This window comes from Brucella pseudogrignonensis, from assembly GCF_031454375.1.
GTDB classification, from domain to species: Bacteria; Pseudomonadota; Alphaproteobacteria; order Rhizobiales; family Rhizobiaceae; genus Brucella; species Brucella pseudogrignonensis_A.
On record NZ_JAVDQT010000001.1, the window covers coordinates 1,018,191 to 1,037,277 of the forward strand.

A 19,087-nucleotide genomic window follows, 5' to 3' on the forward strand; every position below is an offset into this window, starting at 1 on the left:
GGAGATGACACCACACTTGTCAGCCGCAAAAAACATAGCTATCTGAAACGTGCGCGGGACGACCCGCGTCTGTGTTCGCATAGGGGACGGCCCCATTAAGGGGTGTTCCGTGGCTGGACCTATAGAACAATTCGCGATCAAACCTATTGTCGAGCTTGGCACACTAGGCGGCCAGCAGATCGCTTTCACAAATTCTGCACTCTATATGCTGCTGACTGTCACGATTGCCGCAGGTTTTTTGTTTATTGCTTCACGCCGCAGTAAAGTTGTACCGGGACGTCTGCAATCTTCAGCCGAAATGCTTTACGAATTTGTTTCGCAGACAATTCGCGAGAATGCCGGACAGCATGGGATGAAGTTTTTCCCATTGGTATTCTCGCTTTTCATGTTCATTCTGGCCGCAAACCTGATCGGCATGTTTCCTTACGCATTTACAGTCACAAGTCAGCTCATCGTGACATTTGCACTGGCAATGCTGGTGTTTCTAACGGTGACGATTTACGGCTTATTTAAACACGGCTTCAAGTTCTTCAGACTGTTTATGCCAGCGGGAGTCCCCGCAATTCTTGCGCCGATCATCGTGCCAATTGAACTGATGTCCTATATTTCACGACCAATCAGTCATTCCGTGCGGTTGTTTGCAGTTATGTTGGCGGGACACATCACGCTGAAAGTGTTTGCAGGCTTCGTCGTTGGCTTAGGCAGTCTGGGAACAATGGGCTTGCTGTCTTCAATTCTGCCTCTCGCGATGACTGTTGCGCTGACAGCACTTGAACTGTTGATGGCAGTGATCCAAGCTTATGTCTTCACAATGCTGAGCTGCATGTATCTCAATGATGCTCTGCATCCTTCACATTAAAATGGATTTTTATCTCGAAAGGACGACCTTTCGATATTTCAATCATGGGACGGCCCATATCCAAGGAGCAAAATAAAATGGCATGGATTTATCTGGCAATAGCTGGAGGCCTTGAAGTCATATGGGCCTATTTCATGAAAAAATCTGAGGGATTTTCGGTCCTCACCCCCAGCGTCATAACTATTGTGACGATGATAGGCAGCTTCGCACTGCTTTCTATTGCAATGCGAACCCTTCCATTAGGCACTGCTTATGCCATCTGGACCGGGATTGGTGCTGTTGGTGCGTTTTTGGTGGGAATTTTCATTCTCGGTGAAGCGGCGAGCTTTTTCCGTATCGCCAGCGTAATGCTTATCCTTGCAGGTATAATCGGACTAAAGCTGTCGTCGACCTAAAACATAAAAAGGGAGGCAAATGCCTCCCTTTTTATCCGATATCAGCGAACCTGATCCAAAAGTCGCTTGCATTCAAGAAGGTCAAATAGCGCTTCCTGCAAAAGACTTCTATTGTCCTTGGATGCTCGTTTACCGTCAGCACCAATCGGGCCGTCTTCTTCGCCCTTCAAGAGGCCAAATAGCTTGCGCGCTGGCTGCGGTGCCTTAATGCCGTTCGGCAATGCCATTTCGTTATCAGCAGCATTTTCCATTGCCTGCTTTTCAGCGGCTGCCTGCTTCTGGCGTGTAATAGCATCGATAGCCTGCACATCGCCATTACCGAGCGCAATTATGAATTGCGCATTATTTTCGCGCAGAAGGCGCTGCACGCCTTTGATCGTATAACCCTGATCATAAAGCAGATGCCGAATACCTTTAAGCAATTCAACATCGAGCGGGCGATAATAGCGTCGCCCACCGCCACGCTTCATAGGCTTAATCTGGGTAAAACGCGTTTCCCAAAAACGCAGAACATGCTGCGGAAGATCAAGATCCTCTGCAACTTCGCTAATCGTCCTGAATGCGTCAGGGCTTTTATCCATCTGCTTGCCTTTCCAGTGGTTTGGTGAGCCTCAAAGCCTCCCCTGCCAGTCCAGATAGTTCAAATGGCAATCAGTACTTCAATCAGTACGTGCCATAATATCACAATAATCCAACGGCGTTTATCATAAAAAAAACCGACGAAAAGCCCCAATTTCTCGGCGTCTCATATTAGCGACCCGACTCAGCCTTAATAAGGAATATATAATATCAGGAACTGATAAGCACCTCTTCAGAATAACAGGAAATACGCAATTAGATTGTTGATAGTAGAAAGTCTCACCTCGCTTCAATGGTGAAATAAAAAAGCCGCCCATCGAAACGGGCGGCTGAACTCATGAAACTGCTCTAGTGCAAACTAATCTGAATTTTTACTTAGCGCTTTTTGCGCTGCGCTTCTGATGTTCTTGCAAAATGCGCTGCTTCAGAACGTTGGAAGCCTTGAATGTCATCACGCGGCGCGGAAGAATTGGAACTTCTTCACCCGTCTTCGGATTACGGCCGATACGTTCATTCTTGTCACGGACCTGAAATGTCGCAAAGGACGACAGTTTCACGGTTTCCCCGTTTACGATAGCGTCACAGACCTCATCGAGGATCATCTCGACCAGAGCCGCCGATTCTGTTCTGGACAGGCCTACCTTACGATAAACAGCCTCTGCCAGATCAGCACGTGTGACCGTCTTACCTCCCATAACCGAACCTGCCTGGTTAGTGTTTGAACAGATAATATCCTTAAGTGACAGGAGGTTACACAAATAAAAGTGGTTCGGTCAAGCCGCGAGTTTCCTCGCGGCCTATCAATTTTCTAATTACCAGCGCAATAGAACTGCGCCCCATGTAAATCCGCCGCCCATAGCTTCCAAAAGAACGAGGTCGCCCTTCTTAATCCGCCCGTCCGCAACAGCCGTTGCAAGCGCCAGCGGAACCGAGGCTGCGGAGGTATTTCCGTGGCGATCCACGGTGATAACCACCTTTTCCTCGGCGATATTCAGTTTTTTAGCGGATGCGTCGATGATACGCTTGTTGGCCTGATGCGGCACAAACCAATCAATATCCTCAGCTGTCAGTCCGGTTTCTGCAAAAGAAGCCTCAATCACATCCGTGATCATGCCCACAGCATGCTTGAAAACTTCACGGCCTTCCATTCGCAGATGGCCAACAGTTTGCGTGGTCGATGGTCCGCCATCAACAAAAAGCTTTTCTTTGTGATTGCCATCCGAACGGAGATTCGCTGTCAGAATACCGCGATCAGACGTCAGGCCTTTGCCCTCTGCCGACTCAAGCACGAGTGCACCCGCACCATCACCAAACAGCACGCAGGTTGTGCGATCATTCCAATCGAGAATACGCGAGAATGTTTCTGCGCCGATAACCAGAACACGCTTCGCCAGACCGCCGCGGATATAAAGATCCGCCGTAGTTATGGCGTAAATGAAACCACTGCAAACGGCCTGCAGATCAAACGCGAAGCCTGTGGTAATTCCCAGCTCCCGCTGAATTTCAACAGCACTGGCTGGAAATGTATGGTTCGGCGTCGATGTTGCCACGAGCACGAGATCAATATCAGACGCCTCGATACCGGCATTTTCAAGTGCGGCGCGCGCTGCTGCGGCACCGAGCGATACAGTTGTTTCGCCCTCGCCCGCAATGTGACGCTGACGAATACCTGTGCGCTGAACAATCCATTCGTCGGAGGTTTCAATCACGCCCGCGAAGTCGGAGTTCTTCATGATCCGCTCAGGCAATGCCGAACCAATACCTCTTACGACAGATCTTATCATCGTTATTTTTCCTGTCCTGCGTGACCGTAGCAGGCTTTTCTGCCGGTCAGAATTCGTGCCCCCTAGCGAGGCCTATTATTATTTTGTGCTTTCACTACCATCATTCGACGCAGTTTGCGGATGACTGTGGTGGAAATGCGCTAGATCGACTTCGATTTTTTCGAGCAGCTTGTTGCGAACCATGTCATAGCCAACTTCGATCGCTGAACAGAAACCTTCGGCAGTCGCGCTCCCATGGCTTTTGATAACAACGCCGCTCATGCCAAGCAATACGCCGCCATTGACCTTATTCGGATCCATTTTTTCGCGGATGCGATCAAATGCGCCCTTAGCAAAGATATAGCCGATTTTTGAAAGCAGTGTGCGGCTCATGGCCTGACGCAGCAATGTACCCATTTGCCGAGCAGTGCCTTCAGCGGTCTTGAGCGCAATATTGCCCGTAAAACCTTCTGTCACCACCACATCCACGGCACCATTGCCAATGTCATTTCCTTCGACAAAACCCTTATACTGCAAGCCATCAAGCGGCATATCGCGCAGAATCTGCGCTGCTTGCTTTACTTCGTCGAGGCCTTTGACTTCTTCGGTGCCGACATTCAGAAGCCCAACAGTCGGCTTGCGAATTTCAAAGAGTGCCCGCGCCATGCCAGCACCCATCACTGCATAGTCCACCAATTGACGTGCATCCGCACCAATGGTCGCGCCGACGTCCAGCACAATGCATTCGCCCTTCAAGGTCGGCCAAATCGCAGCAATGGCAGGTCGCTCAACATCGGAGAGCATACGCAGGCAGAATTTCGACATAGCCATCAGCGCGCCGGTATTGCCCGCAGACACACACACATCTGCATCGCCGGTTTTTACGGCTTCGATAGCCTGCCACATCGACGACTTGCCACGACCAGCGCGCAACGCCTGACTAGGCTTGTCATCCATTTTGACGGCCACTTCACTGGCGCGGAACTCGGATACGGCCTGAAGTTTCGGATAACGTGCCAATACAGGCTCGACCTGTCCGGCCAAACCAAAGAAAATAAACCGGATATCAGGATGACGCTCAAGCGCCTTCGCCGCACCTGGGATGACCACTTCAGGGCCAAAATCACCGCCCATGGCGTCAATCGAAATTTTTATCACTCTTGATTAATCCTGTGCGATCCCTTGCCCCAAATCTGCATTTTAAAAACAGAGAGCTTTTCCGCGAAAATAGTGTTTTTCCGGTCATGCACAACCAGATTCTATCAAGCACCCGTTAAATCACGGCTTCTTAGACCAGTCTGATAGCTTTGCGAAAGGCGAATCAGGCTTATCTTCCTCATCCACATCACCAAAAATCACTGGCTCCGCCTCATCTGGCAGTCCCGGTTTGCGCGGGTAAGGATCAAGGGCCAGCTCAAAAAACTCTTCCGCGACAGCGCCCAAATCAATTTTATCGCCAACAAATGTCTCTGGAATATCTGCGCCTTCCGCATCGAGCAGCAATTCACCACTCTCATCAAGCTGGATTTTAGCGAGGCGGGAATCCTCAGGCACAAAAATCGTATCGACCTGCTCGTCAATAATTGCATCCAGTGGTTCAAGCGTTGCCACACATGACTGCACTACGTCTGCTTTGATCGTTCCGCGAATGCGGATGCCACGCTTTTTCCAAGGCGTCAGCAAGAATTCGGCATCAAAAGATTTAACCGACACAAGGCCGTGCTCATCAGCCAATGCCACTCTTTCCTTTTCATTCGTCCCTATCTTCACCGTCAAACCCTTGTGGGGGAGATGCAGAACCGGAACGGGATAAGTCAGTGCCGGTTTATCAGTCATTATTCTCAGCCTTTTTCTTCGTATCAGTTGGCGATAGCGCCATGTCGTCGACATTCATAAAGGAAACATCACCTGCTGCCAAAACGCTGTCATCGGTTTTTGCAAGCAAATCCCGGCACGCGAACACATACGCACTCAAATGGTGAGAATGCGGCCATAATTCGAGATCAGGCTGAATATTTCTTGTCAGAGCCGCTGCCAATGCCTCTTCGTCATTATTATCCAGTGCCGTTCCGTAAGAACTGACGCGGCCGTAAAACATCCGAGCGAGCTTCTTCATCCGCTTCGGAACGCCCTGATCACCGATTCCCAATTCTCGCAAGGAATGGTCGACATCCTTGAAAAACTCGTCCGCGATGTCCTGTGCAAGCGGCATCAGCGCCGAATTTTCGCCCTTCATACGATGAAGGACTAGAAAAATATGAACTGAAAGCATTTCATAGCGCCCCAATGGTGTATCAGGCACCTGAAATTGTGAATAAAATCGCTTTTGCCGCGCCGCCGCCACGATCGTCTCGTAAACGCGAAGCACAACTGTCTCATTTGCTTTGTTTTTGCGGCGAAAAAGTCGAAGAATCATTCGTATACGACCGTACTTGTTGCATCCAGAAGCAAGGTGGTTTACCGAAGTTCTCCTGACGGCGAAAGTGCCGCGCTGATATAGAATGTATGGAGAGGTCTTTGTTGCAGCGAATTTTCCCAAGCGCACGCAAACAGCGTGCCCTTCTCGCAGGCACAGCAATTCTCTTTTCGGCGGCTCTTGCCGGATGCAACACTGCATCCACGCTAAACCCGTCGGAAACGATCACAGAGGGTTACGTGCTTGATCAGGATGCGCTCGATTCGGTTCCGGTTGGTTCCAGCCGTGAGCAAGTGCTTCTGGCTCTCGGAACGCCATCGACGACGGCAACCTTCGACAACGAAGTGTTCTATTACATTTCGCAGAAGCGCTACCGTGCAGCCCAGTTCATGAAGCCGAAAATTGTCGATCGCAATATCCTTGCGGTTTACTTCGATAAGGACGGCAAGGTTCATCATATCGCCAATTACGGTCTTCAGGATGGCAAGGTCTTTGATTTTGTGTCCCGTACGACGCCGACCGGCGGTAAGGATCAGACATTCATTGGCCAGATCATTCAGGGTGTTGCCAAGGCTCCAACGTCGCTTCCGGGCGGCATGACAGCTGGCGGAAACAACTAATTCTGCAAAACGATCACAAAAAACCCGCCTTACGGCGGGTTTTTTATTGGCTTTATATCAAGCGGAATGCGCAAGCACTGCGAGCAGCAAAAGTGCCACAATGTTGGTGATCTTAATTGCGGGATTAACGGCAGGACCAGCGGTATCCTTATAAGGGTCACCCACGGTATCGCCTGTTACGGAAGCCTTGTGTGCTTCAGAACCTTTGAGATGCTTAACGCCATCGGCGTCTGTGAAGCCATCTTCAAAGCTTTTCTTGGCATTATCCCATGCGCCACCACCCGATGTCATGGATATGGCCACAAACAATCCGTTGATGATAACGCCCAAAAGCGACGCGCCGAGCGCTGCAAAAGCCGCAGCTTTGGAGCCTGAGATGAGCAGAACACCAAAATAGACGACAATTGGAGCCAGAACCGGAAGCAGCGACGGAATAATCATTTCCCGGATAGCCGCTTTGGTGAGCAGATCGACTGCACGCGCATAATCCGGGCGATCTTTGCCAGTCATAATGCCCGGCTTTTCGCGAAACTGACGGCGTACTTCCTGCACAACGGCACCGCCTGCACGTCCAACAGCTGTCATTGCCATACCGCCAAAAAGGTATGGAATAAGGCCACCAAAAATCAGACCTGCCACGACATATGGATTGGACAGCTCAAACGATACCGGCCCCATATCTGCGAAATAGGGATAGGTTTGTCCATTGGCGGCGAAATAGGACAGATCATTGGAATAGGCAGCAAACAGCACCAATGCACCTAGGCCGGCAGAGCCAATCGCATAGCCCTTCGTAACCGCCTTCGTCGTGTTGCCCACGGCATCCAACGCATCAGTGGATTTGCGCACTTCCGGATCAAGGCCTGCCATTTCGGCAATGCCGCCCGCATTATCCGTCACCGGACCAAAAGCATCGAGAGCTACAATCATACCAGCAATACCAAGCATAGCTGTAACGGCAATTGCGGTGCCGAACAGTCCAGCAAGCTGATACGTGCCTATGATACCACCAACAATCACAATGGCAGGCAAGGCCGTTGATTCCAGCGACACGGCCAAGCCCTGAATGACATTGGTGCCATGGCCCGTCACAGACGCCTGCGCAATCGAATTGACCGGGCGTTTGTTGGTGCCGGTATAATATTCAGTAATCACGACGATCAGGCCGGTAACGATCAAACCGATGATGCCACAGATAAACAGGTTGGCGCCGGTGATTGTTTGGCCTGCAACAGTGCCGACCTCTCCCCAGCCAACAGTCAGTGTATTGGCGACGGCCAGGCCTGCAATAGACAGCAATCCGGTAGCGATCAGCCCTTTATAAAGCGCGCCCATGATCGAGCCATTCACACCAAGCTTGACGAAAAACGTCCCGGCTATCGATGTAAGGATGGAAACGCCACAGATGGCCAGCGGATAAAGCATCACGCTTGAAAGCACATCGGAACCGGCGAAGAAGATTGCGGCCAGAACCATCGTGGCGACAACCGTCACCGCGTAAGTTTCAAACAAATCCGCAGCCATGCCCGCGCAGTCACCGACATTATCGCCGACATTATCAGCAATGGTTGCCGGATTGCGTGGATCATCTTCCGGAATGCCTGCCTCGACCTTACCGACAAGATCGCCACCGACATCAGCGCCCTTTGTAAAGATACCGCCGCCTAAGCGCGCGAAAATAGAAATCAGCGACGCACCAAAACCGAGCGCCACAAGCGCATCGATGACTGTACGATCAGACGGCGCATAACCCAGCCAGACAGTCAGAATTAAATAATAAACCGACACGCCCAACAGTGCCAAACCAGCAACGAGCATTCCGGTGATTGCGCCAGACTTGAAAGCTATTTCCAGGCCACCGGCGAGGCTGAGGGAGGCGGCTTGCGCGGTTCGTACATTCGCACGAACAGAAACATGCATCCCGATAAAGCCCGTCAAACCGGACAGGACTGCACCGATGAGGAAGCCAATAGCGGCCGAAATAGAGAGCAGATACCAGACTGCAAGAAAGACAACGATGCCGACCAGCCCAATCGTCGTATACTGTCGCGCGAGATAGGCTGCGGCACCTTCACGAATTGCAGCAGCAATTTCCTGCATACGCGCTGTACCCTGATCTGCGGCGAGGACCGAACGCGTTGCCCATATTGCAAACAGAACGGAAAATACACCGCAGGCTATGACGAGAAGAAGAACTCCGATTCCCATTTAGGCCAACTCCCATTGAGCGCGCACCAGGTTGAGATAGATCGCTCACAATCACGGAGCGATTATCTGCACACATCGGCGCATGAAAGGCCCGAAAACCCCTCCCCGGGCCAGAGATAGCGGCATGGAAGTGCCTGAAACCGTCCATTCACCGGGTTTCATCGGCTTGATTTTTACGTTTGAAGCATCTGCTTACAATCGAAGAGTTTGCAGATGTTTCTGCATTCGCGCATTCTCAATGCCGCAGGCTCAACATGCGGAAGACGTGTTGAAACGTCAAGTCGTAGTTTATTGAATTACCAAAGCAAAAAGGCTGCGATTTCTCACAGCCTTTTTCATCTAAATAGGAATGTCTGTTACTTGCCGCGCGGCTTTGTTCCACGGCTTTCGCCACGAAGCTCGAAAGCGATACGGTCGAGCACGGCATTGACGAGCTTCGGCTCTTCTTCGGTGTAAAAAGCCTTGGCGATATCCACATATTCCGAGACGATAACCGCAGTTGGCACATCTTTACGGGTTTTCAATTCCCACGCACCGGCGCGCAAAATCGCACGCAGTGTTGAATCAAGACGGGAAAGCGGCCAATCTTCAGTCAATGCCTGATGGATCATCGGATCCAGTGCAAGCTGTGTTTCCACAACACCTGCCACAATGCCACGGAACCATTGCGGGTCGGCATCGAGATACTGCATGCCGTCCACTTCCTTGCCAAGGCGATGGGCTTCATATTCAGCAACGACTTCCATGACGCCTGTACCGGCAACATCCATCTGATAGAGCGCCTGAACGGCTGCGAGACGCGCGACGCCACGCTTATTGGCGGCTCTTGGTGCATTCGGGCTGGTGCGGCCTTCAGAAGAAGCGGTCATCGTATCAGGCTCCGAATTTCTTACGTAGGTCAATCATAGTCAGGGCTGCGCGGGCTGCAAAGCCGCCCTTATCCTTGTCTTCACGACGCGCACGCACCCAAGCCTGCTCATCGTTCTCAACAGTCAGAATACCATTGCCGATGGCGAGGCTTTCTTCAACTGCAAGATCGGTCAAAGCGCGGCAGGATTCATTGGCAACAATATCAAAATGATAGGTTTCACCGCGAATGACAGTGCCGAGAGCAACAAAGCCATCATAATTCGTGCCGCCATTTTCAGCGCCATCAAGCGCGAAAGAAATCGTCGCTGGTACTTCAAGCGCCCCAGGAACCGTCACAACATCATAGGTCGCGCCAGCAGCATCCAGAGCAGCTTTTGCGCCGTCAAGAAGCGCATCAGACAGTTCTTCGTAGAAACGCGCTTCAACAATGAGCAAATGCGGCGCGTGCGCCTCGTGCTTCGACATGAGAGACTCCATGACAGAAATCGCGGACCGCAAATCCTGCGGTCAACGCTAAATTCAAAAAAACAGCTTAGGGTTCTTAGGCTCTAAGCTTATTTCTTATATTGCGCAAGCCTTGCTGCGTAACGGGCCAGCTGATCAATCTCAATATTGATCTTGTCACCTGCTTTACGGTCGCCCCACGTCGTCACTTCAAGCGAATGACGAATGAGCAGAACGTCAAACTCGTTGCCATTGACGCCGTTGACCGTCAGCGATGTGCCATCCAGTGCGACAGAGCCTTTCTGGGCGATAAAAGGTGCAAGTTCTTCCGGCGCACGCAGAGTGAAGCGGACAGCATCGCCCTCTTCCTTGCGCTCAACAATTTCCGCCTGTCCATCAATGTGACCGGAAACGAGGTGGCCACCCATTTCGTCACCTAGCTTGAGCGAACGCTCAAGATTGATGCGGGTGCCATTTTCCCATTTTGAAATGGTCGTGAGGCGCAATGCCTCTTCCCAGGCTTCCACTTCAAACCAGCGGGCATTGGTGCCTTTTTCTGGCAGCGCCACGACGGTCAGGCAAACACCAGAACAGGCTATCGAAGCACCAAGTTCGATGGTTTCAGGATCGTAAGCTGTTTCGATCCGCAGCAGCACACCTTCATTAAGCGGCTTAATACGTTCAACCTTGCCAATGTCCGTGACAATACCTGTAAACATCAAGTCTTCCTTACATATTCCGCATAAGCATCGTCGCCATATCGCGCCTCGCGCACAATTGCGAATTCATTAGCGATATGGGATTGCAGATCGGTGACAGCAACCCCGTTCGTGGCACCGATTTCAACAGCTGAGCGAAAAAGCACGACGCGATCGACCAGATTTTCTTTTAAAAAGCTGCTCGCAACGCTTGCTCCGCCTTCGACCAGAACGGAAGAAATACCCTGTGCAGCAAGGTCATCCATCAATTCTGGTAAAGCGATGCGACCTTCATCACTTTCCGCCGCGATGATGCGACACCCTGCCGCCTGCATCTCATAACGTCGCTCAGGCGCCACATGTTCACAGCAAGCAAGCCACAAAGGAATAGCGTCTGAGCTACGAATAAGCTTTGAATCAAGCGGCAATTTTAATCCGCTGTCCAAAACAAGGCGAACTGGCGAGCGTTGCTCCAACCCCGGCAGCCGACAATTTAAAATAGGGTCATCAGCGATGGCCGTTTCGACACCAACAAGAATTACGTCCGTCTGCGAACGCAAAATATGCGACTGCGCACGCGCAATTGGACCCGTGATTGCGACCTGCCCCTCACCTTTTTTGCCGATGTAACCATCGGCAGAAAGTGCAAGTTTCAGAATCACTTCCGGACGTTTTTTAGAAGATCGATTCAGATAGCCCGCGAGGTCATCAGCAGCCTTATCTGACAGAATGCCCGGCACGACTTCAATGCCCGCGTCATGCAGGATCGCAAAGCCTTTGCCGCTTACTCTTTCGTCAGGATCGGTCGCAGCAACAAACACGCGCGCTACATCGGCCTGAACAAGAGCTTCCGCACATGGTGGTGTGCGACCATGATGTGCACATGGTTCGAGCGTCACATAAGCCGTAGCGCCCCGCGCCGCCTCTCCCGCATCGGCCAGTGCCTGCGGCTCTGAATGAGGGCGTCCGCCAATGGCCGTGACACCACGTCCGACGATTATACCGTCCTTGACGATGACGGTGCCTACTGATGGATTTGTGCCTGTCAGCCCTTTGTTGCGCCGTGCAAGACGAATAGCAGCTTCCATAAAGCGCAAATCGTCCGGCGTCGCATTTGCATGCGGGAATTCCACTTGGCTCATTTTATGCGTCCGGATCGCGTTCAGTTTCGGTCGTCGTCAACTCATCAATGACGTTGTGGAAATCGACGGCTTTACTGAAATTGCGATAAACAGAAGCAAAGCGGATATAGGCAATGTCATCGACGCCCTTGAGAGCATCCATCGCTAAACGACCAATTTCGTCTGACGTAACTTCCGCTTCGCCGGAGCTTTCGAGCTGGCGCACGATACCAGAAATTGCGCGTTCGATACGCTCTTCATCAATATCACGCTTGCGCAAAGCTACATCAATGGAACGAGACAGTTTTTCGCGATCAAATGGCACGCGACGACCGCTCTTCTTCACGACCATAAGATCGCGCAATTGCACGCGCTCAAAAGTTGTGAAGCGTCCGCCACAAACCGAACAGACACGACGTCTGCGAATAACCGCTCCGTCTTCCGCCGGGCGGGAATCCTTCACCTGCGTATCTTCAGACTGGCAATAGGGACAACGCATGACACACTTTCAACTGGATAGATGATTCCATTGAATGATACTCCATCAGGCGAATGCTGCCTAATTGAGACAGATATGAAAAAGCCCCGCTCAACAAGGTTGAGCGGGGCTTCATCAAAATTTGAAGGGTTTTAGCCCTGGTAGCCGTACATCGGGAAGCGATCGGTCAGCGCAATGACCTTGGCCTTAACCGCTGCTTCAACGGAAGCATTGCCTTCGTCGGAGTTGGCAACTTTCAGACCATCGAGCACTTCTGCGATCAGCGAGCCGATTTCCTTAAATTCAGCCTTGCCGAAACCGCGTGTTGTACCAGCAGGCGTACCAAGACGAACACCGGAGGTTACGAATGGCTTTTCAGGGTCGAAAGGAATGCCGTTCTTGTTACAGGTGACGTTCGCACGGCCAAGCGCTGCTTCAGCGCGCTTACCAGTTGCATTCTTCGGACGCAGATCAACCAGCATCAGGTGGTTGTCAGTGCCGCCGGAAACAATATCCAAGCCCTGCGACTTCAGTTCGTCCGAAAGCGCACGCGCATTATCAACAACGTTCTGAGCGTAGATTTTGAATTCTGGCTTCAGAGCTTCTGCGAAAGCGACGGCCTTACCGGCAATCACGTGCATCAGAGGTCCGCCCTGCAAGCCCGGGAAGACAGCCGAATTGAACTTCTTCGCCAGATCAGGATCGTTGGTGAGGATCATACCGCCGCGTGGACCACGGAGCGACTTGTGAGTCGTCGTGGTGCAAACATGCGCATGTGGAACTGGCGATGGGTGTACACCACCGGCAACCAGACCAGCGATGTGAGCCATATCAACCATCAGATATGCGCCAACTTCGTCAGCGATTTCACGGAAACGCTTCCAGTCCCAGATACGCGAATAAGCGGTACCGCCAGCGAGAATGAGCTTTGGCTTATGTTCGCGTGCAAGGCGCGCGATTTCTTCCATATCGAGAAGATGATCGTCTTCACGAACGCCATAGGAAACAACGTTGAACCACTTGCCCGACATGTTCACAGGCGAACCGTGTGTCAGGTGACCACCGGAATTGAGGTCAAGGCCCATGAAAGTGTCGCCCGGCTGCAAAAGCGCAAGGAACACAGCCTGATTCATCTGGCTGCCGGAGTTTGGCTGCACGTTTGCAAACTCTGCACCGAACAGCTTCTTGGCGCGTTCGATTGCCAGCTCTTCTACAACGTCAACATACTGGCAGCCGCCATAATAGCGCTTGCCCGGATAACCTTCAGCGTATTTGTTGGTGAGGATCGAACCCTGTGCTTCAAGCACCGCACGCGAAACAATGTTTTCTGAGGCGATCAGCTCAATTTCATGGCGCTGACGACCAAGTTCGTTGCGGATCGCACCGAAAATATCGGCGTCAATCTCTTCAAGAGTTGCGTTGAAAAAAGCGGTATTGGCTTGTGTCATGTTTCACACCCTCCGGGTTAGCCGGCCGTAGCACTAAGAGATGAGGCGCAGTATCACACTTCGAATGGCAAGGCCAATGGCCGCAAAGCGAAAAGCATGTTCCAAAATGCGGCATGATGGTGCCAAAGGCATAAAGAGAAACAAAAAAGCCACCCGAAACGCATTGGGGCGGCTTTTTACTAGATGTTTCAGATCAGATATCGGTACCAAGCGCCAGTGCTGTCGCACCGTCCATCTTGTAGATATCGTCGCGGAACTGCACCACACCGTCACCAGTTGACCACGCAGTGATATAAACGAAGTGCAGCGGCACAGGATCGGCAACCTGAATTGGCGTATTCACACCTGAAGCAATCGTACCTTCGATATTCTGACGATCCCAGCCAGCCGTGTTCTTCAACAGCCATACATCCAGATCGCGAACGTTCTGCACGCGGACGCAACCTGACGAATCAAAGCGCATCAACTTGTTAAAATAGCTCTTCTGCGGTGTGTCATGCATGTAAACGGCATGCGTGTTGTGGAAGTTGATCTTCGTCGAGGACATGGCGTTGATCTTGCCCGGATCCTGACGGAACATCAGCTTCACCGCATCATCGGTGTTCCAGTCAACGCTTTCCGGCGGAACTTCCTGACCCTGCGCATTGTAGAGACGGATCTTGTTGTTCGCCAGATATTGCGGGTTTTTCCGCATCAGTGGAATAATATCTTTCTGGATGATCGACTTCGGAGCCGTCCAGTAAGGATTGAGAATAACTTCGTGAATCTTGGAATCAAGAATTGGCGTCTGACGATCAATCTTGCCAACAACCGCTGTATGGCGCTGTGAAACGCTGCCATTTTCCACGGCCTCAATACGAGCAGCCGGAATATTGACCATAACAAAGCGCTGCTCTGTCTGGCTTGCTGGCGTCATGCCGGAAAGGCGCTGAAGATTTGTCTGCAGCTGGCCGAAGCGTGTATTCGCATCAACATTCATGGCGGCATAGGTGAACTGGCCCATGACGCCGTCGGCAGGCAAGCCGTGACGCGACTGGAAACGCTTAACGGCTGCATCAACATAAGTGTCATAAGCGCTCGAAACGCCAGCTTCGCGTGGCAAATCGCCCGAAACGATCAAGCGCTGACGCAGAGCCTGAACTGAAGGATCATTGACGCCAAGCTGCAGCTTTGCACTGCCCGGAACCTGCGGCCAGCCACCACGAGCGGCAATATCGCCATATTGAGCAATTGCCGACTGAAGATTTCCGACCGTCTGCTGGCTGATAACCGGCTGATTGGTTGCAACCTTCTGGCCACCCGTTGCACGCGCATCAAACTGGTCGTCCCAGTTGCCGCGGCGTGGCGCCGAAAGAATATCATTCAATGCCTGTTGCTGCTGGGCAAATGCCGCAGGAGCAATTGCAGATGCGGCAGCGGCCAAACCAGCAGTTGCAGCACCACGCAGAAAGCTGCGACGGCCCACATTCATAGCCAGCATATTCTTGTCGGTTTTGGTCATTGTTTTGGTCCCAAAGGCTAACCCGTTGCGTCCGAATGCAAAGCACTCAGAAATAGCTCACGATTATGCACTGTATTAAACCGGATAAGTCGGTTTTTATGGCTTATTCATGTCGTGCCGCCAAGAATTCAAGGCAGCGACTGCTTAAATAGCTCACAATCATAAAGTTTAACGTATTAACCGGCGCAATTGTGACCGTTCTGCAACAAAATACTACAGTCGATACGCTATGCTATCATTCCAGAAGCGATCAAGGCGCTGCAACGACCGGTTCATTGCTGTAAACTCTTCCACCTGAATACCGCCAACTTGCTCAATAGAAGCAATATGACGCTGGTAAAGAGACTGTACCTGATCCGCAATCTCATTGCCTTTATCGCTCAAACTAACCCGTACTGAGCGACGATCTGTGCTTGAACGTTCATGGTTGATAAAGCCCATATCAACAAGCTTTTTCAGATTGTAAGAGACGTTTGAGCCCAGATAATAGCCACGCGAACGCAACTCACCTGCGGTTAGCTCAGAATTACCGATATTGAACAGAAGCAACGCTTGCGTCGCATTAATGTCGCTTCGACCAGCACGGTCGAACTCATCCTTGATGACGTCGAGCAGACGGCGGTGCAGACGCTCAACGAGCTGTAGTGCTTCGAGATAAAGTGTGCGGAGCGCTGCTTCGGGATTCAAAAGCGGAGCAGATGCATCCATTCTGTGCTGTGCATTGATCATGTCTTTTGCCTCTCTGTCGGAGCAACCTTACGTGAGGTCGCTCTCTTTCCTGTTCAGCCGGTGTTTTCACCGTGTCTGGATAGGAATTTAGACGAGATGCATAAAATTGGACTTAAAAGTCAGCCTTAACAGTAGCTTACCAAGCGAAATGCAATTTCAGGCTTAATGTTTTGTTACCAGCACATCAATTCAGACGGCGAGACCGACGCGTGACAGCCGTCGCTTTTCCAGAAACAGCATGATGCGGAAGACCACATAAATGAGGATGCAGGTCGCATTAAATCCGACAATCAGTGGTCGATATTCGAAGTGCCGAGCGAAGACGGAATAGATCGCGATCTCGCCGAGCGCTGCCACGACCCACAAAACCGGTCCCCATGGCGCGCGCATCCAAAGGCCGGTCGCCGCAACGGGCATTAAGAGCGCCAGCGCGACACAGGCTGTTTGCCACTGCCATGGCATCAAATCAAAGCGCCACAACAAGCCGGGCTGCACCCCAATCAGCTTAATCCAGTAATAAACACCGCTCGCAAGCGCAGCCAAAGCGATCAAACGCATAAACCATACGAAAGACCATTCGGTTCCACTGGGTTGGATATGCTGGTGCAACTCATCCTGACGCATCAAAAGCTCAGTTCCCTCTCGCCAAGATTAGCAAAATACGCGTTGACCGTTTCCGGCTTCACTTCATCAATCGACGCAGGCTGCCAGACTGGCGCCCCGTCCTTATCGATCAAAACCGCCCGAACGCCTTCATAAAAATCGTGCCCCGCCAACATGCGTGATGCAATGCGATATTCCATGCGCATACAATCATCGAGATCAAGCGCCCGACCATCAGCAATCTGACGGAATGTCACCGCTACACTGGTTGGCGACCGCGTAGCAAGAACAGTCAAAATATCCGTTGCTGGCTTGCTGCCATTTGCAGCAGCCTTTTCCAGTGCTTCGACGCATTCAGAAAGCGTTGCATGTTCAAAACTCTCCGCAATCACAGCGCGGGCCTCGGGAGAGGTTTCAAAATCCGGATATTGTGCGCGTGCCAGAGCCGCATCAATATCGGCCTTTGCAATCAGATCGTCGCGCAGATCATCCAGATCGCTGCTTGATATGGCATGAGTAGCGATGCCGCTTTGCAAGCAATCGCCCCAGCGGATCCGATTGCCGGTCAGGGCGAGATAATAGCCAAAATTATCATGCAGATGCGGCAGGAACGCACTTCCGCCCACATCAGGGAAAAAGCCAATGCCAGTTTCTGGCATGGCGAAAAGCGTATTTTCGGTGACGATCCGGTGCGAGCCATGAATGGAGATGCCTGCGCCACCGCCCATAACAATGCCATTCAACAAAGAGACATATGGCTTTGGGAACCGTCCGATGCGCGCATTGAGACGATATTCATCGCGGAAGAAGTCAAATGCAGGCGTTCCTTCCTGGCCAGCCTTATAAGCGGCCACAACATCACCACCCGCACAAAACGCACGGCCTTCACCTTCGACAATAACGACAGCGACATCGTCGTCCGATTCCCATGCTTGTAAAGCACGGTCGAGCGCAAGAATCATTTTATGGGTAAGAGCGTTAAGCGCAGAAGTGCGTGTAAGCCTGACAAGGCCAGCCTTACCCTTACGTTCAAAGCTGATTTCGCTGCCGCCACCGAAGTCAATCTGCATGTCGCTTTCTCCCGTTATATGAAATGCGTAGAAACTGAGACGCCCCGCGTCAATCCTGCACAGGCTATTGTGCTTGGTTTAGCCACTTTTCCCATGATAAACCGTCTGCAACACACACTAAGCTTCCGAACCGGTAGATTCCCAAGCTTTCTTCTCTCGGGAACATTTATATGACTGATCGTCTGAACAACATTTCTCCTGCTAACATTTCGGGCCACGTCGATGATGTGACCGGAGGTCGTCGTTTAAGGCGCATGCGCAAGGCCGACTGGTCACGCAGATTGGTTCAGGAAACACATCTCACGGTAGACGATCTGATCCTGCCATTCTTTTTGACCTACGGAACGGGTGTAACCGAAGCTGTCGATGCGATGCCCGGCGTGGAACGCTATTCGGTCGATATGGCTGTGCGTATGGCAGAGAAAGCCGCAAAGCTTGGTATTACCGCGATTGCGCCCTTCCCGCGCGAAAAGGCAGAGGTAAAGACCGAGGACGGTGCTTATGTTGCAAGCCCCGACAATCTGATTAATCGCGCCGTTCGCGCGATTAAAAAAGAAGTGCCCGAAATTGGCATCATTACGGATGCAGCGCTCGACCCATTCACGACACACGGTCATGACGGCATTTTGCGCAATGGCGAGATCATCAATGATGAATCGGTCGCCATGGTTGTTCGTGGCGCACTGTCACAGGCTGAAGCAGGCGCAGATGTGATTGCACCTTCCGACATGATGGACGGTCGTATCGGCGCTATTCGTCAGGCACTGGATGCGCATGGCTTCAACCATGTGCCGATCATGTCTTATGCGACCAAATTCGCATCCGCCTTCTATGGCCCGTATCGTGATGCGATCGGCACAGCTGGTCTGTTGAAGGGTGACAAGAAGACGTATTATATCGATCCTGCGAACCCTGACGAAGCTGTGCGAGAAGCCGAACAGGACGTAGCGGAAGGCGCTGACATGCTGATGGTGAAACCCGGCATGCCTTATCTCGACATCATCCATCGTCTGAAGAACACGTTCCGCCTGCCGACTTATGCCTATCAGGTGTCAGGCGAATATTCGATGATCAAAGCCGCTGGTATGAATGGCTGGATTGACGAAGAAAAGGTCATGATGGAGAGCCTGCTCGCCTTCAAACGCGCAGGCTGCGACGGCATTCTGACTTACTTTGCACTGGATGTGGCGGAAAAGCTGAAAAGCCAACGCTAATTTCCAAAACGCTGTTTCCTTGAAATAGCCTGTTTCATGCACCACCTTGAGACTGTTCCGCAACATGCGGA

21 protein-coding genes are annotated in these 19,087 nt (G+C 51.7%); 4 read left to right on the forward strand and 17 right to left on the reverse strand.

Annotation, left to right across the window (positions count from 1 at the left end; translation table 11 throughout):
- Window positions 1-109: 109 nt before the first annotated feature.
- Together J2782_RS05150 and sugE are read left to right on the forward strand one after the other, a co-directional pair.
- Window positions 110-859 carry a F0F1 ATP synthase subunit A gene (locus J2782_RS05150; protein ID WP_310010529.1) on the forward strand — a complete coding sequence of 250 codons (750 nt, stop codon included), beginning with the start codon at window positions 110-112 and terminating at the stop codon, window positions 857-859.
- A 77-nt stretch (window positions 860-936) separates the two neighbouring features.
- Window positions 937-1,254 carry a quaternary ammonium compound efflux SMR transporter SugE gene (gene sugE, locus J2782_RS05155; RefSeq protein WP_250039619.1) on the forward strand — a complete coding sequence of 106 codons (318 nt, stop codon included), beginning with the start codon at window positions 937-939 and terminating at the stop codon, window positions 1,252-1,254.
- Between the two features lie 41 nt (window positions 1,255-1,295).
- On the opposite strand, the gene J2782_RS05160 is transcribed toward sugE, so the two are convergent.
- The 6 genes from J2782_RS05160 to J2782_RS05185 all read right to left on the reverse strand — a co-directional run bounded on the left by J2782_RS05160 (window position 1,296) and on the right by J2782_RS05185 (window position 6,012).
- Window positions 1,296-1,835, reverse strand: a complete 540-nt coding sequence (locus tag J2782_RS05160; RefSeq protein WP_250039617.1) for a MerR family transcriptional regulator — start codon at window positions 1,833-1,835, stop codon at window positions 1,296-1,298.
- 369 nt (window positions 1,836-2,204) lie between these two features.
- Window positions 2,205-2,528 (reverse strand): integration host factor subunit alpha, encoded by a 324-nt coding sequence (locus J2782_RS05165; protein WP_187545449.1) that lies wholly within the window; start codon window positions 2,526-2,528, stop codon window positions 2,205-2,207.
- Between the two features lie 117 nt (window positions 2,529-2,645).
- Window positions 2,646-3,617, reverse strand: a complete 972-nt coding sequence (locus J2782_RS05170) for a beta-ketoacyl-ACP synthase III (protein WP_310010531.1) — start codon at window positions 3,615-3,617, stop codon at window positions 2,646-2,648.
- A gap of 78 nt (window positions 3,618-3,695) precedes the next feature.
- Window positions 3,696-4,754 (reverse strand): phosphate acyltransferase PlsX, encoded by a 1,059-nt coding sequence (gene plsX / locus J2782_RS05175; RefSeq protein ID WP_310010532.1) that lies wholly within the window; start codon window positions 4,752-4,754, stop codon window positions 3,696-3,698.
- A gap of 120 nt (window positions 4,755-4,874) precedes the next feature.
- Window positions 4,875-5,432 (reverse strand): YceD family protein, encoded by a 558-nt coding sequence (locus J2782_RS05180; protein WP_310010533.1) that lies wholly within the window; start codon window positions 5,430-5,432, stop codon window positions 4,875-4,877.
- A complete protein-coding gene (locus J2782_RS05185) occupies window positions 5,425-6,012 on the reverse strand; it encodes a ubiquinol-cytochrome C chaperone family protein (protein ID WP_310011084.1) in 588 nt (195 codons plus the stop codon). Before J2782_RS05185 ends, J2782_RS05180 begins: the two co-directional genes overlap by 8 nt.
- Before the next feature lie 101 nt (window positions 6,013-6,113).
- Between J2782_RS05185 and J2782_RS05190 the strand changes: the two genes are divergently transcribed.
- Entirely contained in the window at window positions 6,114-6,632 is a 519-nt protein-coding gene (locus J2782_RS05190; protein WP_250039610.1) for an outer membrane protein assembly factor BamE, read from the forward strand.
- Window positions 6,633-6,689: 57 nt separating this feature from the next.
- On the opposite strand, the gene J2782_RS05195 is transcribed toward J2782_RS05190, so the two are convergent.
- From J2782_RS05195 to J2782_RS05245, 11 genes are all read right to left on the reverse strand, one after another.
- Entirely contained in the window at window positions 6,690-8,840 is a 2,151-nt protein-coding gene (locus tag J2782_RS05195; RefSeq protein WP_310010534.1) for a sodium-translocating pyrophosphatase, read from the reverse strand.
- A 356-nt stretch (window positions 8,841-9,196) separates the two neighbouring features.
- Window positions 9,197-9,709, reverse strand: a complete 513-nt coding sequence (gene nusB, locus J2782_RS05200) for a transcription antitermination factor NusB (protein ID WP_250039606.1) — start codon at window positions 9,707-9,709, stop codon at window positions 9,197-9,199.
- Window positions 9,710-9,713: 4 nt separating this feature from the next.
- On the reverse strand, window positions 9,714-10,175 hold the full coding sequence (locus J2782_RS05205; protein ID WP_250039604.1) for a 6,7-dimethyl-8-ribityllumazine synthase: 462 nt from the start codon (window positions 10,173-10,175) through the stop codon (window positions 9,714-9,716).
- Between the two features lie 89 nt (window positions 10,176-10,264).
- A complete protein-coding gene (locus J2782_RS05210; RefSeq protein ID WP_310010537.1) occupies window positions 10,265-10,873 on the reverse strand; it encodes a riboflavin synthase in 609 nt (202 codons plus the stop codon).
- On the reverse strand, window positions 10,873-11,994 hold the full coding sequence (ribD, locus tag J2782_RS05215; protein ID WP_310010538.1) for a bifunctional diaminohydroxyphosphoribosylaminopyrimidine deaminase/5-amino-6-(5-phosphoribosylamino)uracil reductase RibD: 1,122 nt from the start codon (window positions 11,992-11,994) through the stop codon (window positions 10,873-10,875). Before ribD ends, J2782_RS05210 begins: the two co-directional genes overlap by 1 nt.
- A 1-nt stretch (window position 11,995) precedes the next feature.
- Window positions 11,996-12,472 carry a transcriptional regulator NrdR gene (gene nrdR, locus J2782_RS05220; protein WP_310010539.1) on the reverse strand — a complete coding sequence of 159 codons (477 nt, stop codon included), beginning with the start codon at window positions 12,470-12,472 and terminating at the stop codon, window positions 11,996-11,998.
- A 131-nt stretch (window positions 12,473-12,603) separates the two neighbouring features.
- A complete protein-coding gene (gene glyA, locus J2782_RS05225; RefSeq protein ID WP_250039600.1) occupies window positions 12,604-13,899 on the reverse strand; it encodes a serine hydroxymethyltransferase in 1,296 nt (431 codons plus the stop codon).
- Between the two features lie 193 nt (window positions 13,900-14,092).
- On the reverse strand, window positions 14,093-15,400 hold the full coding sequence (locus J2782_RS05230) for a L,D-transpeptidase family protein (protein ID WP_310010540.1): 1,308 nt from the start codon (window positions 15,398-15,400) through the stop codon (window positions 14,093-14,095).
- A 213-nt stretch (window positions 15,401-15,613) separates the two neighbouring features.
- Window positions 15,614-16,129: a transcriptional regulator LdtR gene (ldtR, locus tag J2782_RS05235; protein ID WP_250039598.1), complete on the reverse strand. Its 516-nt coding sequence runs from the start codon at window positions 16,127-16,129 to the stop codon at window positions 15,614-15,616.
- Between the two features lie 189 nt (window positions 16,130-16,318).
- Window positions 16,319-16,753 carry a DUF6163 family protein gene (locus tag J2782_RS05240; protein WP_310011085.1) on the reverse strand — a complete coding sequence of 145 codons (435 nt, stop codon included), beginning with the start codon at window positions 16,751-16,753 and terminating at the stop codon, window positions 16,319-16,321.
- Entirely contained in the window at window positions 16,753-17,802 is a 1,050-nt protein-coding gene (locus J2782_RS05245) for an enoyl-CoA hydratase/isomerase family protein (RefSeq protein ID WP_310010541.1), read from the reverse strand. Before J2782_RS05245 ends, J2782_RS05240 begins: the two co-directional genes overlap by 1 nt.
- A gap of 170 nt (window positions 17,803-17,972) precedes the next feature.
- On the opposite strand from J2782_RS05245, the gene hemB reads away from it, so the two are divergent.
- Window positions 17,973-19,016: a porphobilinogen synthase gene (gene hemB, locus J2782_RS05250; protein WP_310010542.1), complete on the forward strand. Its 1,044-nt coding sequence runs from the start codon at window positions 17,973-17,975 to the stop codon at window positions 19,014-19,016.
- The last annotated feature ends 71 nt before the right edge of the window (window positions 19,017-19,087 follow it).